The organism is Mesorhizobium sp. WSM4806 (genome assembly GCF_055811635.1).
On sequence record NZ_JBVVQZ010000012.1, the window covers coordinates 166237 to 181381 of the forward strand.

The 15145-nt window shown below is 60.2% G+C and carries 10 protein-coding genes and 6 pseudogenes; 9 read left to right on the forward strand and 7 right to left on the reverse strand.

The genetic code is table 11. The features are described from left to right. The 6 genes and pseudogenes from glmM to AC0L2M_RS19540 all read right to left on the reverse strand — a co-directional run. Positions 1-1353, reverse strand: coding sequence for a phosphoglucosamine mutase (gene glmM, locus AC0L2M_RS19515; protein ID WP_473535635.1), 1353 nt, complete (start codon positions 1351-1353; stop codon positions 1-3). 441 nt (positions 1354-1794) lie between these two features. After that, positions 1795-1920 (reverse strand): annotated as a pseudogene (locus tag AC0L2M_RS19520) (dihydrodipicolinate synthase family protein); the annotation flags it as partial. Positions 1921-1935: 15 nt separating this feature from the next. Continuing rightward, positions 1936-2737: pseudogene (locus AC0L2M_RS19525) on the reverse strand (YggS family pyridoxal phosphate-dependent enzyme). Between the two features lie 1110 nt (positions 2738-3847). Continuing rightward, on the reverse strand, positions 3848-5707 hold the full coding sequence (locus tag AC0L2M_RS19530; protein WP_473535636.1) for an ABC transporter ATP-binding protein: 1860 nt from the start codon (positions 5705-5707) through the stop codon (positions 3848-3850). An 897-nt stretch (positions 5708-6604) separates the two neighbouring features. Beyond that, positions 6605-6715, reverse strand: a pseudogene (locus tag AC0L2M_RS19535) (phenazine biosynthesis protein PhzF); the annotation flags it as partial. A gap of 132 nt (positions 6716-6847) precedes the next feature. Then, a pseudogene (locus AC0L2M_RS19540) lies at positions 6848-7089 on the reverse strand (Tn3 family transposase); the annotation flags it as partial. 549 nt (positions 7090-7638) lie between these two features. On the opposite strand from AC0L2M_RS19540, the gene AC0L2M_RS19545 reads away from it, so the two are divergent. Continuing rightward, positions 7639-7881: a hypothetical protein gene (locus AC0L2M_RS19545; RefSeq protein WP_473535637.1), complete on the forward strand. Its 243-nt coding sequence runs from the start codon at positions 7639-7641 to the stop codon at positions 7879-7881. On the opposite strand, the gene AC0L2M_RS19550 is transcribed toward AC0L2M_RS19545, so the two are convergent. Beyond that, positions 7878-8966, reverse strand: coding sequence for a LysR family transcriptional regulator (locus AC0L2M_RS19550; protein ID WP_473535638.1), 1089 nt, complete (start codon positions 8964-8966; stop codon positions 7878-7880). The genes AC0L2M_RS19545 and AC0L2M_RS19550 overlap by 4 nt on opposite strands. Here AC0L2M_RS19550 and AC0L2M_RS19555 point away from each other — a divergent pair. The 8 genes and pseudogenes from AC0L2M_RS19555 (at position 8922) to AC0L2M_RS19590 (ending at position 14892) form a co-directional block, all read left to right on the forward strand. Beyond that, on the forward strand, positions 8922-9908 hold the full coding sequence (locus AC0L2M_RS19555) for an NAD(P)H-dependent flavin oxidoreductase (protein ID WP_473535639.1): 987 nt from the start codon (positions 8922-8924) through the stop codon (positions 9906-9908). The genes AC0L2M_RS19550 and AC0L2M_RS19555 overlap by 45 nt on opposite strands. 60 nt (positions 9909-9968) lie before the next feature. Then, positions 9969-11324, forward strand: a complete 1356-nt coding sequence (locus tag AC0L2M_RS19560; protein WP_473535640.1) for an MFS transporter — start codon at positions 9969-9971, stop codon at positions 11322-11324. A 60-nt stretch (positions 11325-11384) separates the two neighbouring features. Further along, positions 11385-11567, forward strand: coding sequence for a tautomerase family protein (locus tag AC0L2M_RS19565; protein ID WP_473535641.1), 183 nt, complete (start codon positions 11385-11387; stop codon positions 11565-11567). Next, the gene (locus AC0L2M_RS19570) at positions 11557-11793 is read left to right on the forward strand and encodes a tautomerase family protein (RefSeq protein ID WP_348626643.1); all 237 of its coding nucleotides are present in this window, start codon (positions 11557-11559) and stop codon (positions 11791-11793) included. Before AC0L2M_RS19565 ends, AC0L2M_RS19570 begins: the two co-directional genes overlap by 11 nt. An 89-nt stretch (positions 11794-11882) precedes the next feature. Then, positions 11883-12740, forward strand: a complete 858-nt coding sequence (locus tag AC0L2M_RS19575) for an alpha/beta hydrolase family protein (RefSeq protein WP_473535642.1) — start codon at positions 11883-11885, stop codon at positions 12738-12740. A gap of 155 nt (positions 12741-12895) precedes the next feature. Beyond that, positions 12896-13162, forward strand: a pseudogene (locus AC0L2M_RS19580) (ISKra4 family transposase); the annotation flags it as partial. A 354-nt stretch (positions 13163-13516) separates the two neighbouring features. Continuing rightward, a pseudogene (locus tag AC0L2M_RS19585) lies at positions 13517-14205 on the forward strand (IS6 family transposase). 18 nt (positions 14206-14223) lie between these two features. Continuing rightward, positions 14224-14892, forward strand: coding sequence for an IS1595 family transposase (locus AC0L2M_RS19590; RefSeq protein WP_473535678.1), 669 nt, complete (start codon positions 14224-14226; stop codon positions 14890-14892). Positions 14893-15145 lie beyond the last annotated feature (253 nt).

Genomic DNA, 15145 nt, shown 5'->3' on the forward strand with positions numbered 1-15145 from the left:
CTAGGCAGCGGTCTTGATCTCGGCAATGACGCCGACGATGTCGTTCACCACCGTCTCGACCAGCTTCTGGTCGTCGCCCTCGGCCATAACCCGAATCAGGGGCTCGGTGCCGGAAGGCCGGATCACTAGGCGGCCGGACTTGCCGAGCCGGTTGCGGGCATCCTCGATCGCGGCCTTGACGGGTGCCGTCTCCAGGGGCTCGCCGCTGGAAAAGCGCACATTCTTCAGGAGCTGCGGCACCGGCTCGAACTTTTTGCAGATCTCGCTGACCGGCTTGTTCTGGCGCTTGATGCAGGCCAGCACCTGCAGCGCCGAGACCAGCCCATCGCCGGTGGTGGAGAAATCAGACAGCACGATATGGCCGGACTGCTCGCCGCCGACATTCAGCCCATGCGCGCGCATGTGCTCGACCACGTAACGGTCGCCGACCTGGGTTCGGTGAAGTTGCAGGCCGGCTTCACCGAGGAAGCGTTCGAGGCCAAGATTGGACATGACGGTGGCGACGACGCCGCCGCCTGCCATGCGGCCGCTCTGATGCCAGGATTCGGCGATCAGCGCCATGATCTGGTCGCCGTCGACGACAGCGCCGTTCTCGTCGACGATGACCACGCGGTCGGCGTCGCCATCGAGCGCTATGCCGATGTCGGCGCGCACTTCATGAACCTTCTTGGAAAGGCCCACCGGGTGCGTCGAACCGCATTCCTCGTTGATGTTGAAGCCGTTCGGCTCGTTGTTGATGGTGATGACCTCGGCGCCGAGTTCCCAAAGCGCTGCCGGCGCCACCTTATAGGCGGCGCCGTTGGCGCAATCGACCACGATGCGCAGGCCCGCCAGCGACATGGACCGCGGCAGAGTGCGCTTGGCGAATTCGATATAGCGGTCGTGCACGCCGTCCACGCGCTTGGCGCGCCCGAGCCCATCCGCGTCGGCCAGCGAAATGTCGACATCCTGGTCGAGCAGCGCCTCGATGCGCATCTCGATCTCGTCCGACAGCTTGTAGCCGTCGGGGCCGAACAGCTTGATGCCGTTATCGTAATAGGGGTTGTGCGAGGCCGAGATCATCACGCCGATATCGGCGCGCAGCGACCGCGCCAGCATGGCGACCGCCGGCGTCGGAATCGGCCCCAGCAGGAACACATCCATGCCGGCGGCACAGAAGCCCGCGACCAGCGCGTTCTCGATCATATAGCCCGACAGCCGCGTATCCTTGCCGAGCACGACGCGATGGCGATGGTGGCCGCGCTGGAACGACAGGCCGGCAGCCATGCCGACCTTCATCGCAACCTCGGCGGTCATCGGAAATTTGTTGGCCCCTCCCCGGATCCCGTCCGTTCCGAAATATCGTCTCGTCATCTTACTCGACCTGCCCATATATGATTCACCCAAGTGTCGCCTCGTTGTCATTCCAACAGGAAGCCAGTGTCCGAGTGACTGGCCACTTGCCACTCCGCATCTTCTTTGCAGAATACCATGATTGTCAGGACGAAAGGTGTCCTTAGCTCACAATCTGGGGTGAGGACAAGAGCTGTACAAAATCTTGCGCTAAGCCCGAACGGATCGTGAAACTCATGCGGCTCGCCGGGTTGGGGTCGGTAGCCTAAGGGTTCGAAAGCCTTCGGCCATCTGATGCTCGGTGTCCCAGGTGTAGATGCCTGTCAGGTTGATATGTTCCCAACTCAGCGGCGAGATATGCTTCAACAGCGTATCTGGAATGTTTCGCCCTGGCCTGCCGGCCATCTCCCCCGCAAGGAGGGGATTGGCAGCTTCGCCGCTGCGCCCATCTCTGCAACATATGCCGGTGCTGCCGAGCAGGCTGATGGAATCGACCTCAGCCGCGATCAGCCGGCTGACCAGTTTCCGTAGCGCGTCAACGTCGACTCGGCCGGAACGATCGGCGGGGGTGATCGGAAAAGCAGACAGGCCGTTCGCGAAAAATCATGGTTCAATTCCTCGATCGGTGGGGACGAAACCCGGCCAGTAGTGGCCGTCAGGCGTCGGCCGCTTGCCGAAGATGGCCTGACCGACGCGCACGACAGTGGCGCCTTCCTCGATGGCTTCCTCGAAGTCTCCGGTCATACCCATGGAGAGCCCGGTGAGCGCGGCGTTGTGCTTCACGGCTTTGTCCCGCAGCCGGCGCAGCAGAATGAAGCAAGGCCGCACCTTGGCCATGTCGGAGGAAAACAGCGCAAGTGTCATCAACCCGCATGGCCGGAGACGGGGAAGCTGATCGAGGGTCTCCACGAAGGGCAGCAGTGCGTTCGGATGGAGGCCGAACTTGCTGTCCTCGCCAGACGTGTTGACCTGCACATAGACGTCGAGGAAGCGATCTTCGCGCTCCAGCCTCGTGTTCAGAAGGTCGGCGAGCCGCAGGCTGTCGAGCGCATGAAACTCACGCGCGAAGCGGGTCAGATATTTGGCCTTGTTGGTCTGCAGATGTCCGACGATGCTCCAGTCGATGGCGAGATCGTGAAGCGCCTCGCGCTTTGTCATTGCCTCCTGGATCTTGTTCTCGCCGAAGGTGCTGATGCCGACGTCGAAGGCATATCGCAGGATATGGGCCGGCACCGTCTTGGTGATCGGCAGCAACCGCACGGAGGCACGGTCGCGCCCGGCCCGGTGCGCAAGCAAGCGTGATGCGCTCTTCAACCGACGCCAGATTGGTTCGGAAGCTGGTAAGGGGATCAGGCCCGAAGCGTTCGACATCCTCGGGCGAAAGCGGCGAATTGTTCGTGCCCATTGTGATCTGCCCCTGTCGTAGACAAGCTCGTTGGCCTTGAACCACGTGTAGCCGACGCCACTAAGAAACACGAGGCTCTTGTCGGGCGCTGCATAGATGGTCCGATCCGCCGCCGTACCGGCGGCAGACAATGTGCAGACGGTGGCGAAAGCAAGAATTGCAACTGATGATGTGCAGCGATTCATGGGGCGGCCTCCCAGGGATCGGATGCCCGTTTGTGATTTTCCGTTAAACGTCGGCGGCTCTCAGCGCCTGTACGCGGGGAGTTGTTTGTCGCGTCGACCATTCCTGGGCATTGGTGCAAAGACGTTGAACTCCGATGCGATGTCGAGGACGGCTTTGGTCATTGCCCTTTGTCTGGTGCGCACCGCGCTCGTTGCCCGTTCTACATGGGTAGCGGTGGGCTGCCTTGGGCTGGATCAGTTTTAGGGCGAACGGCCTGGTTGAATTCCGGCTCGCGACCCCGTTGCGGGGCCAGTTGCAGCGGCGTCGGCAAACGAGCCACCCCCGGCCCTGCCGGTCATGCGTTCGCTGACCCCAATTCCCGAAGCTCGTCGGGCATGGCGACGTCGAACCGGTTGGGGCAATCTGCTATGCGCCCCTGCTCCTCGGCGTGTTGCCTGCGCCGTTGCGGACCAGAGGCCGCGATACAAGGCGCAATTATCCAGCGGTGTTGCGCCACCCCACTCTTGTACCACGCCTTGTGACCCGGTCCGGATTGCACCAGACGGAGTTTCCAATGCGTTCTTCAACTCGGCTCACCCTCGTATCGTAAGCTTCTGTGTCCTTGCACGCACCGCCTCAGCAGCGCGCTTTGTGTCCCGCGTCCAATCGTCGACGACAGTGAGGATGTGGAACGGTCGGAGACGAAGTCGAGCGATCACCACTGCTTAAGTCTCGGCGGTACCAGCATCGGCACGGCCGCGGGCGGTCAGCTTCTCGCGATAGAACCGAAGAGCTCTTGTGGCAATCTCGTCGCCCATTCCCACACATTTGCGACGGAGGCGGCGAAAGGCCGAGATTTGTCTAACGCGAACATGCCCGCTCTCTACGACAACAGCCAAGCATTGCGAGCAGCGCGGAGCCGTGACGAACGACCTTCCAGTCGGCTTATCTCTCCTCGGAACTATCGGCAATGTGGCCGCCGGTCTGCCGCCGCCACAGGCGGGCATACAGGCCGTCGCGTTTGAGTAGCTCCGAGGGGGAGCCCTCCTCAACGATGCGCCCTTTGTCGAGCACGACGATCCTGTCCATGCTGGCAATCGTCGACAGGCGGTGGGCAATGGCGATCACCGTCTTGCCCTCCATTATAAGCTCGAGTTTTTCTTGGACCGCCGCCTCGGCTTCACTGTCCAGGGCAGAAGTCGCCTCGTCTAGAAGGAGGATTGGCGCGTCCTTAAGCAGCACCCGAGCGATGGCGACCCGCTGACGCTGGCCGCCAGAAAGCTTCACCCCGCGGTCACCGACGAAAGCATCGTAGCCGGTGCGGTTTTCGCTGTCCTTGAGATCGGCCACGAAACCGTCCGCATCGGCCAGCATTGCGGCGCGTTCGACCTCCTCCGGCGAGGCATCCGGCCGGCCGTAACGGATATTGTCCCCGACAGAGCGATGGAGCAACGAGACATCCTGGGTCACGACCCCGATATTCTGACGCAGGCTTGCCTGCGTCACCGAACGGATATCCTGGCCGTCGACGACGATTGCGCCATCGTTTACGTCGAAGAACCGCAGAAGCAGGCTGACAAGCGTTGACTTGCCGGACCCCGACATGCCGACGAGCCCGACCTTCTCGCCGGCGCGGACCCTGAGCGATAGATTCTCGATTACCCGTTTTCCTTGCCGGTATTCGAACCGGATATCTCTGAACTCGACCGCGCCGGCGACAACGGCCAGCGGCCTGGCTCCGGAGACATCGGTTACCGTTGAAGGCGTGGTGATGACCGGCATCGCGTCGCGTATCGTGCCCACAGCCTGGAATATCTGCTGTCCTAGCTGGAGAAAGGCCAGGGAGTTGGCGTTGAGCCGCTGAACGAGTGCGATTGAAGCAACAAATTGGCCGGTGGTGACAAAACCGGCCACGAGTCCCCAGAGCCCGACGGCGATGTTGGTCAGCGAAAGAAGTACGTTCAGCAGGACGACGCTGGTGTCGCTTGTTAAGTGGATGCGCCGTTCAAGCTGTTGCGTCTCAATGGCATCTCCCATGATGGTACGCATTGCGTCCGCCTCGCTGTCTTCGGCCGCAAACAGCTTGACCACGTGGATGTTGCTGTAGAGGTCGGTCATGGCGCCGACGACGAGGCTGCGCGCGCGGGCAGAGTGGCGGGACCGCACGGCAAAATATGGCACTGCCACAACCGCGACTGTGACGTTCGCCACGATCCAAAAAAAGACCGGAAGCGCCAGCGGCCAGGACAGCGTGGCAAGCAGCGAAAGCGAACCGAGAAACTGCACGAGAAAATACGGTATGCTGGAAGACGCTACGACGATCTGCTGCTGCACGGCGGCGGCGAGTTGCGAAATGCGCGACGCCACCTGGCCGGCGAAGAGATCGTGGAAGAATGCAAGGTCCTGACGTTCGACCGCCTTGTAGCCATGCCATTGCATAGCCGCGGGCATGCATACGGACACTGCCTGGGAACCCAATGTCTTGGCGATGAACATCAGCAGCGGTTGCACGGGGAACATCAGCAGGCCGAGGAACGTGAGCATAGGCCAAGCTTCCTCAAGGAAAACCGCCGCACCGTTCGTGCTCACCCCGTCCACAATGATATACATGCCCCAGATCACCGCGAGGTTGATTCCCTCGACCGCCATCATGAAGACGGCGATGGCCGTCAGCACGCCACGGAACATGCGTGCGAAATGCAGAAGCAGCGCAAACGGACCTGTTGCCGGCAAAGGCGCGTAGGGGATATCCAGCGGGCGGATAAGCGTCTCAAAGGGGCGATAGATGAAATGCGAAGGCGACATGGCGGGTCAAACCGGCTGATCAGAAGAATGGGTGGGCGCATCGGAGGAGTGCGAGAGCGCGCGCCCCCTTAACTGCCAAGCGCACGTTCCTCGTCTACACACAATGCGTTCCCGGCGCGCTTCGAGCGGACCACGCAAGGCTGAGGGGCGCACTTGAATGAACATGCGCGCTGTGGCCACGTTCGAGAGCTGCATAGGGTGGCCCTCGTAGTGCTGGTGGACGGCTTGGCTGAAGGAGGCGCGATCTATGAGGAGGCGCCGCGGCTAGCTATAGCGGTCCAGCTCCCCAGGTGTGGCTGGGTTCATCGTCCTGTTCTGGCCGTCTCATTGCGGGCATCGAGCACGCTCCTGGTTGATTTCTCGGTCCTCCACGACGCCCTGCCGACGTCTCACTTACGAGATCAGCGCAATTTCCGTGCCGGATTTGCGCTCCGTTTCGTTCCACCGCTTGCTCGCCAGCCGGTGCCTGGCTGTAACGGCCAGCGGGTGGGGCTCCGATACTCTTGTTCAGTTTCGGACACAAAAAGGTCGCTATAGACATGCTCGGGAAGACCGGATGGAACCTCGAGCATGTAATCGTCGCACCCGAGCCGAATTTCATCCTCACCGGCTCCCGACCAGGGCGCTTGCTGAAAAGAGCGCTTGCTGCGCCAGCCATGAGTTCGCGGTAACCGCCGCAACCTTTTTCTGATATCGACCTGCGGGTTCACGGAAGAAGCCGATCCCACGCGTCGCGCGATCGAGCGACTGCCGATCATCTGCGGGGAGGACATTCCCTCACGACCTGATCTTTGAATCGGACATTTCGGTCGAACGAGTGCAGGAGCTACTCCATGACGGCGTTTAGAAGCCGGGGTCGCTAGGCTGTCGCTGAAGATCGACCACGTTGCGAAAGAGCGGCAGTTTCGCCAGATCGAACTCGTCGAAGGTCGGGCCGTCGTGCTTGCTCACCGCGCAACGCACCGGTCCGATATTCTCCTCCAGCACGAAGATGCCGGTCGCCTCGCCAGGGAGTTCAGCACCACTGCACTGATGCGATCGCAGTTAAAATGAAGAATCCGAGCTACGCCATTCTCGCAATAAACTGCCAAACCTGACTGAACGACTGCGTTCTCACTATTAACTGCCAAGCGACACTTCGTGGATTTCGCGCCGGAAGGCTTCCGAGCCGAGATAGCGGTGAGAAAAATGGTCTTGATTGCCTTGCCGAGTTGGGCCAGCGCCCTGTAGCTTGGGCGCTGCACGCTCGCCCGCGCAAAGCGGCGCAGGATCGATTCCGCATCGGCCGTGCGGTGCTGCAGGGCCGCCGCATATTTGATCAACTCGTCATACTGCTGCTCGATGAGGTTCCAGTCGATCGCCCGTGTCAAGATCGGCAGAAGGCTCGCGCGCCATTTCGGTGTCGGGCACCCCGCACTTCATCGGCAAGAGAACGGGCGACGGTTCCGGCCACGGTCGCCAACCATCTGGTGGCGCACCGCGACGGTCCGGCTCTTATGCAAGGGCGAACTGGGGAGCACATGCGCCCCCTGCCATGACGCACGCATCCAGAAGGAAGAGGTGAGAGGTTACGCGAAAGGGTGTGATGGAGTGGGAGGCGCATCGCGTTCGACCATCCGTGGATTCGGCAGCCTTGATTAAGGTCTGCGACGTCTGACCAAGGCCATCCATGGCGGAGTGCTCTCGCTGAGGTTAAAGGCAGCCTCTTCGGCTTCGTACCGGGTCAGCCCGGTGAGCGGCCGACCGTATCTCTCGGCGGGAAGCCCTGTCAGGCTATCGATCACAGACCACAGCCCTGGTTCCGACGGCAGAATCTTGTAGCGCCTCATCGAGCCCTCGCTTGCTAGAAGCACAGAGAACTCCCGCTTTACCGCAAAGTTCCGCAGTGCAGCATCAAAATGTTGCGACGCACTATGAGGGATGCAGTTCATATGACGGGCGGGGTCCTTTTGGCGCGCTGCCCGGCTGCCGGGTGCTGGTCGCCGGCCCGGCCGGCCTTGATAGGGCAGCTCTGGGGCTTCGACGTGTCACGCAGCTCGGCGTTCCGGCTCGAGCGGCACGGCCAGCTCGTGTATGCGCGCATTGGGGCAAACCCGCCGGGCGATATCGCAAAGATGCTGGTGATGCATCAGATAGATCTGACTGACCCCTTGTTTTTGCTCCACCTTTCTTAAGCCCGCTGCAGTTGTCGGGCCGGCTCTGGTCCTGCCGGCTGAGGCCGTGAATGCGCCTCAGACGCCACCGCCATGAAAGCCTGAAGTGCCGCGGAGAGATACTCGTCGCTCCGCGTCACAAAAACAGTCGGCGCCGACCGCAGATTGTCAGGTAGCTGGTGTATGATGACCTGTCCGTCGGCTGCCGCATCCTGAACGACCCCCCGAGGTAGCATGGCCATCCCTACCCCGGCGGCGACGCAGCCGATGATCCCGTCCATTGTTCCGAGTTCCATCCAGCGGACATGCGTTACCCCACACGCCGCCAGGAACATGTCCATGCGCCGGCGATAGGAACAGCCCGATCGAAAAGCGAGGACCTTCAGAGCCGGCGATGCGGCCAAGGCCTTCAGATCCGAAAGCTCGCGAAACCGCGGCGAGGAGATCACAACGAGCTCCTCTTCGACGATCGATAGGCTCTTCAGTTCGGGATGAGCGATGGGGCCGGAGACGAACGCGCCATCCAGTTTGCGTCCGACGACCTCGCTGACGAGCTGTTCCGTCGGGGCAGCCTCCACCAGTACGTCGACCTCTGGATATTCTGCAGCATAGCGGATCAGGATCGGTGGAAGGCGAAGCGCTGCAGTGGTCTCCATGGAGCCGATCCTGAGTAAACCGCACGGCGTACCGCGGTCTGTGACGACGCGCTTGGCTTCGTCCAGAAGCTCTCCCACGCGCTCGGCATAGGGAACGAGCTGAATGCCGGTGGCTGTCAGTGTAACCCCTCGCCTGGAGCGATGAAAAAGCGGAGCACCGATTTCCTCCTCAAGCGATTTTATTCTCGCGGTGACGTTGGATTGCACCGTGTTGAGTACACCGGCAGCCGCTCCGATACTGTTTGCTCTCACCACCGCCTGGAAAAACCTGAGGTCGGCGCTGTTCATCGGCCATCTCCTTTTCAGATGAAAAACATCTGATCTAATCGTTTGTCTTAAGTCAAGTGTCGCAATACCGTCGAAGAAAAATTTCCGGGAACATTCCTCAAACTGGGAGAAGTATTGATGACGATACGAACGCGTCTGACAGAATTTTTCGAAATCGAGCATCCCATCATCCTTGCCCCGATGACACCGGTCGCGGGTGGCGCGCTTGCGTCCGCCGTCGCCGACGCCGGCGGTCTGGGCCTGTTGGGTGGGGGATATGCTGATCGTCAATGGTACGAAACAGAGTCGTCGCTGATCACCAATGAACGCGTTGGCTGCGGGTTCATCGCCTGGGCAGTCGAAGCCGACCTTGATCTGTTTGACCGCGCACTTGCGGAGCGTCCGTCCGCGATGATGCTTTCGTTTTCGGATCCGGCGAAGCTCGCGGCACGGGTCAAGCAGGCGGGTGTTCCGCTGATTTGCATGATCCACACACTCGAACATGCCCGGCGCGCAATCGACGTTGGCGCCGACGTTCTTATTGTTCAGGGGACCGAGGCCGGCGGCCATGGCCTGGTCGCGCGGTCAACGATGCCCTTCGTTCCCGCAGTCGTGGATCTGGTGGCAAAGATTTCGCCTTCTGTCATTGTCGTGGCGGCAGGCGGCATTGCCGACGGTAGGGGCCTGGCCGCTTCGCTGATGCTCGGAGCAGACGGGGTCCTGATGGGAACCAGGTTCTGGGCTACGCGCGAGTCGCTCATCCATCCGGCAGCCAAGGACAAGGTAGTCGCTGCCTCTGGCGACGAGACAATCCGGACTTCCGTCTACGATATCGTCCGTCAGAAGGCCTGGCCCGCTGGCTATACCGGCCGACTGCTCAAAAACGGCTTCATCGACAAGTGGCACGGGCGGGAAGAAGAGCTGCGCACGCTGCATTCCGAAGAATTGTCGAAGGTCGAGGCGGCATGGGCTTCTGGCGACTATGACACGGCCAACGTGACTGTGGGTGAGGCGGTGGGCCTCATCAACGATCTGCCGTCGGCGAAGGACATCGTCCGCCGAACGGTGCGCGAGGCAAGCGAAAGACTTGGCGTCTACGCATTCGATCAGTGCATCGCGAGCTGACTTACCACGGCCCTGAAGAGAGGGCCGACTACTTTCAAAAACATAAAGGGGAACTGCAGCATGCAACAGCTAAAGGAAAGGGGCGACTCGGTCCGCAAACCAGGTATCTGGACCGTCGTCCTTGCATCAAGCGCCGGCACGGTCATCGAATGGTACGACTTCTATCTTTACGGAAGTCTGGCGATTTTCTTCTCAACGCTCTTCTACCCTGCCAATGAACCGACGGCAGCTGTTCTGATCAGCGTCGCAACCTTTGCCACAGGCTTCCTCGTGCGCCCATTGGGAGCCCTGCTGTTCGGCAGCATCGGCGACCGCGTCGGACGCAAGAGCACGTTCTTGATGACGCTCATTCTGATGGGCATTGCGACCGCGCTCGTCGGCGTCTTGCCAACCTTTGAGACCGCGGGATATTTCGCGCCGATCGCTCTTGTGGTCCTTCGGCTCATCCAGGGATTGGCGATCGGCGGCGAATACGGCGGCGCCGCCGTTTACGTTGCAGAACACGCACCGGCGAACCGGCGCGGGTTCTTCACGAGCTTTATCCAGACAACGGCAACCGTCGGCTTTTTTCTGGCGATTGTCGTCGTGCTTACGTGCCGGCTGTCGCTCGGCGAAGAACTCTTCAAGCAATGGGGTTGGAGAATTCCGTTCCTGCTATCATCGGTTTTGATCGTGCTGTCCCTTTATCTGCGCCTCAAGCTGAGCGAATCCCCGGTATTCGAGGAGCTTCGCAAAGGCGGGAAGACCGCAAAGAGCCCAATCCGTGAGAGTTTCGCCACCGGTCATGGCGTGCGTTATGCAGCCTTTGCACTGTTCGGGGCGACCGCCGGCCTGGGGTGCGTTTGGTATACAGGCCAGTTCTACGCACTGTATTTCTTGCAAAGCGTGCTGAAGCTTGACTTCCTAACAGCGAACATTTGCCTTGCTGCTGCTTTGGTGATCGGAACGCCCCTCATAGTTTTCTTCGGCGCCTTGTCCGACCGGATCGGCCGCCGCAAGTTGATTGTCACCGGTTTCATTCTGGCAGCCGCGTTCTATGTTCCAATCTATCAGGGCATCGCCGCCGCCGTCGCTGCCCAGAACTTCGTTTTGGTAACAGCGCTGATCGTCGCCCAACTCGTTTTCGTAGGATTGGTCTATGGCCCTATGGCAGCTTTCCTCGTCGAGCTCTTCCCGGCGAAATTGCGCTACACCTCGCTCTCGCTGCCCTATCACATCGGCACAGGCGTGTTTGGCGGCTTTGTTCCCCTCATTAACCTGTCGCTGGTTGCCTACACGGGCAACATCTATGCGGGCCTGGCCTATCCCATTGCGATCGCGATCATGAGCGCAGTCGTAAATGTTCTCTGGTTCCCCTGCGCGCTGGCTGGGGAACCCGAGGCTGCCCCAACCGGCCTACCGGCGAGGGCAATCTGAATATTCACCGGGACGCCGAGTGCGCGTCCCCGCCCTCTTTCCTATTTCCTAGCACGACCCATGCCGCTGATAAAAATTAACCTTCTGAAGGGCCGATCGCCTGGGGAGCAGGACAAGATCCTCGACTGCATCCATGAGGCGGTGGTCAGGGCTTTTCATGTACCGCCAGCCGATCGCTATCAGATCCTGATCGAATACGAGAGATCGCATGTGCGCGCGGAGGATACCGGTCTTGGTCTTTAGTGACAGGCTGATCATTATCGAGGTGATCTCGCGAGCGCGGTCAACTGACGACAAACAGGCCTTCTATCGTTTCGTTGCGGCAGGGCTTTTGGATGTGTGTGCGATCGACCCTGCAGATGTTGTGGTGAGTATCGTAGAAAATGGTGACGCGAATTGGTCCTTCGGCCTTGGTCGAGCTCAATTCATAACCGGCGAGCTTCGCGGAAATCAGGCATCGCGGCGGTGAAAGACGTCAATGTCTAATGCCAGTCCGATACGGCCGCGCCAACAGCTTTGACCGGCCGCGCAAATTCAAACAACAAGCAGAGAGCAGCTATGAAACAGCTACACCGAACCGTTGCAGCGTCACTGGGAATGCTGATGACAACTTTTTTAGTTTCGGCGCAAGCCAAGGAGGCCATCATCAAGTTCCAAGTCGAAGGCCAGACAATCGTAGGCACGATGGTCAGGCCGGATGATGTCGCGAATCCTCCCGTCATCCTGATGCTTCACGGTTTCACCGGCAGCCGCAACGAATGGAGTTCGGAGGCGGTGAAGGAAGGCCTGTTCGGGCGTGCCGCGCCGGTGCTCGCAAAGAATGGCATCGCTTCGCTTCGGATCGATTTTCGCGGCAGCGGCGCGAGTGACGGCAAGTTCGAAGACATGACCGTCGAAACCGAGATAACGGACACACAAGCAGCGCTCGACTTCCTATCGGCGCATGACAGCATCGACGGCAAACGTATTTCGTTGATGGGAATGAGCCTGGGCGGTGCGGTCACGACAGCAGTTGCCGGCCGGACGAAAACGCCTTTAAAGTCTGTCGTGCTCTGGAACCCCGGCATCAATCTTCCGGCAGCGTTCATCTCCATATTTGGCGAAAAGCAGATGGCGGAAGCTGTGACAGCGGGCGATAAAGTCTATCCGGCCAAGCGCGTCGGAGATGGGAAGGAAATTCCCTTGAAAAGGCCGCTTTCTTCGAGAGCCTCTACGCGGTGCAGCCTGCCGGCGAAATCTCGCGCTACAAGGGGCCGCTGTTCCTCGCGGTCGGCACGCGCGATAGCATCGTCTTTCCCCAACCCGTTCTCGCCAAGTCGTTGCTGGCTTATCACGACGGTCCGGAAGAACTGTGGGCTGAACCCATTGATCATGGTTTCGGCGTTGAACAGAGTGCCAAGACCGTGGACAAGCTGATCTTAGCGACGGTCGCCTTCCTAAAGTCCAACGGCGAATAGCCTGCGCGTCGAACGGCGCTCGCTTGGCCGCCAATGCCGCCGGAATTGGCGGCGTCTTAGCGAAAGCGGTAACGCTCGCCTGTCGGTTATCCTTCATGCAGGATGCTTGCCCGCGTGAACCTGCCCGGTTCCCGAGTACATCCGCCCCGTGACGACCGAAAGAAAAATTCGAGCTGATCGTAGGCCGCTCGCTGGCTGAAGACGGCGCGGCTATGATCGCGAGCTGCAACGGCGTACTCTCGACCCTCTCAAGAAGCAGGCGTCCAGACCCAATCAGGATATTACCTTTCGTACCGGCCAGTTGGGAAGAAGTCCGGTCGCACGCGGAAATGATCGCAGGCGAGCGAGCATGTCCTCGACTGGTTCCATATCCCCATGCGCAATGGAAGCCGCTTCCTTCCGCGGCTAACCCGATCCTGCCCCGCAACTGCGCGCAGGATTGCTGGCCGGCGTCGCCATCGTCGAGCGCGCCGGGCCTGCGATGCTCGAGATGCTTCACGCCCGTACGAGGGGAGCATGAGGATTTGTGGGGCGGTCAAGCCGCGCGGACCATTTCGCCGTTCTCGTGATTGTCGTTCGCCATGCCGGGATACCATTGCCGGAAGGTCGACCGCAGGGAGCCATCGAGGGTCTGCGTGCGGGTTTTCAGCAGAAGATGTGCACCGAGGCTGTGTTGCAAAGTCTTCGGTAACCAGGCGCATGGCACGGCCTCTGGTGTTTCGCCGGAGAGTTCAGATGTTCAAGGGCCGCCATTTCGACTAGTCCGTCATTCTGTTTGCGTTCGCTGGTATCTGGCCTACGGCTTGAGCCTTCGCGAATTGAAGGAAATGATGGCCGAGCGCGGCATCAGTATCGATCATTCGACGATCCACCGCTGGGTCGTTCACTTCTCGCCCTTGCTGCTGAAAGGCTTCAATCGGCGCAAGTGTGCCGTCGGCGGAAGGTGGCATATCGACGAAACCTATATCAAGGTTCGCGGCCGCTGGATGTATCTCTATCGCGCCATCGACAGCGTCGGCGACACCGTCGAGTTCTGGTTCAGCGAGCATCGTGATCTGCCGGCGGCCAAACGCTTCCTGCGCAAGGCGTTGCAGCGTCATGGCCGCCCCGAGCGCATCGTCATCGACGGCAGCCAGACGAATCGCGAGGCGATCCTTTCCTGTGACGCGGAAAGCCGGCTGCGGGATCGGTCGCGGCGGCAGCTCAAGCCGATCCGCATCCGAAAGAGCCAGTACCTCGACAACCGCATCGAGCAGGACCACCGGCGCATCAACTGTCGTGTGCGGCCTATCTCGGTTTCGAATCATTCGCAAGCGCTATCGCCACGCTGGGCGGGATCCACATGATGGAAAACGACAGGCGAGGTACGCCTTCAATCCAAATCCGCCATCGCCGAGCAATTCGAAATCATCGCCGCCGCGTGAGGCTGGGGTTTGGCTGGCGTGCTGGCCGATGCGACCAACCTCGGTCCGAAGCGAATGGCGAGCGCGTCCAAGGGCATCAGCGCGCACCAGATCGGCTGGATGCGCACCTTCCACGCGCGGTCCGAGACCTATCGCGCGGCGCAAGCATGTATCACCGATGCACACACCCGACATCCGCATTCTCGACTGTGGGGCAACGGAGCCGCGGTCGTGACCGGTCTCTCAGCGCTAGCAAGCGAACGCGTCATTGAAGCGCAGATCGAGTCGAGAGCTCATTTGATGAGCGACGAGTGGAAAGCATTCATGGCCATTGGTGAGAGCTTTGCCAAGCACGAGACCGTGAAGCGTTCCAGTGATGAGTATGTTCGCGATGCCGTCCACGTCAATTCGGTAGAGGGCTTCAACTCCTGCGTCCGCCGTACCATCGCCGGCGTCTTTCATCATATTAGCCCGCAGCATGCCGACCTGTATTTCCACGAGGTTGGCTTCCGATGGTCACAGCGCGTGGTATCCGGGAGCGCCGTTCGGAAAACCCGGTATGGTCTAGAAGTCTTGAGGACCATCTGGTCGCGCGTGCCGCCGGCGCTGCAGCTACTGAGAGTTTTTCGCGTCGCCACGGGGCGTCAGATGCGCCGTAGCCTGGGTGGAGGAATCATCATCAAATCATCCGTAGCTGCCTTTGGTTGATAAATGCCTCGTACGATTTTGAGCAGTTCTTGTTCCGACCCCATCATGCGAAGATCGTGTGATCTGTCCAAGTTTTAGCAAAACGAGAGGCATCTCACAGATGGGGCACTCGGCTGCTGCGGGTCACCTTCGACGACAGTCACACTTACTGATCTCGATTTGATTGTTGAACCTCGGTCTTAAGAGCAGCAGCGCTGACCTCAAGCTCCTTAACCGATGTCGAAATGAGTTTGGCCGCATGGCACGCGCAAGC

What these genes read in the sequence shown, in the direction of transcription:
- AC0L2M_RS19545 (WP_473535637.1), top strand. Translation starts at nt 7,639, where the DNA reads ATGACGGGCGGGGTCCTTTTGGCGCGCTGCCCGGCTGCCGGGTGCTGG.
- glmM (WP_473535635.1), bottom strand. Translation starts at nt 1,353, where the DNA reads ATGACGAGACGATATTTCGGAACGGACGGGATCCGGGGAGGGGCCAAC.
- AC0L2M_RS19575 (WP_473535642.1), top strand. Translation starts at nt 11,883, where the DNA reads ATGAAACAGCTACACCGAACCGTTGCAGCGTCACTGGGAATGCTGATG.
- AC0L2M_RS19555 (WP_473535639.1), top strand. Translation starts at nt 8,922, where the DNA reads ATGACGATACGAACGCGTCTGACAGAATTTTTCGAAATCGAGCATCCC.
- AC0L2M_RS19565 (WP_473535641.1), top strand. Translation starts at nt 11,385, where the DNA reads ATGCCGCTGATAAAAATTAACCTTCTGAAGGGCCGATCGCCTGGGGAG.
- AC0L2M_RS19550 (WP_473535638.1), bottom strand. Translation starts at nt 8,966, where the DNA reads ATGCTCGATTTCGAAAAATTCTGTCAGACGCGTTCGTATCGTCATCAA.
- AC0L2M_RS19530 (WP_473535636.1), bottom strand. Translation starts at nt 5,707, where the DNA reads ATGTCGCCTTCGCATTTCATCTATCGCCCCTTTGAGACGCTTATCCGC.
- AC0L2M_RS19560 (WP_473535640.1), top strand. Translation starts at nt 9,969, where the DNA reads ATGCAACAGCTAAAGGAAAGGGGCGACTCGGTCCGCAAACCAGGTATC.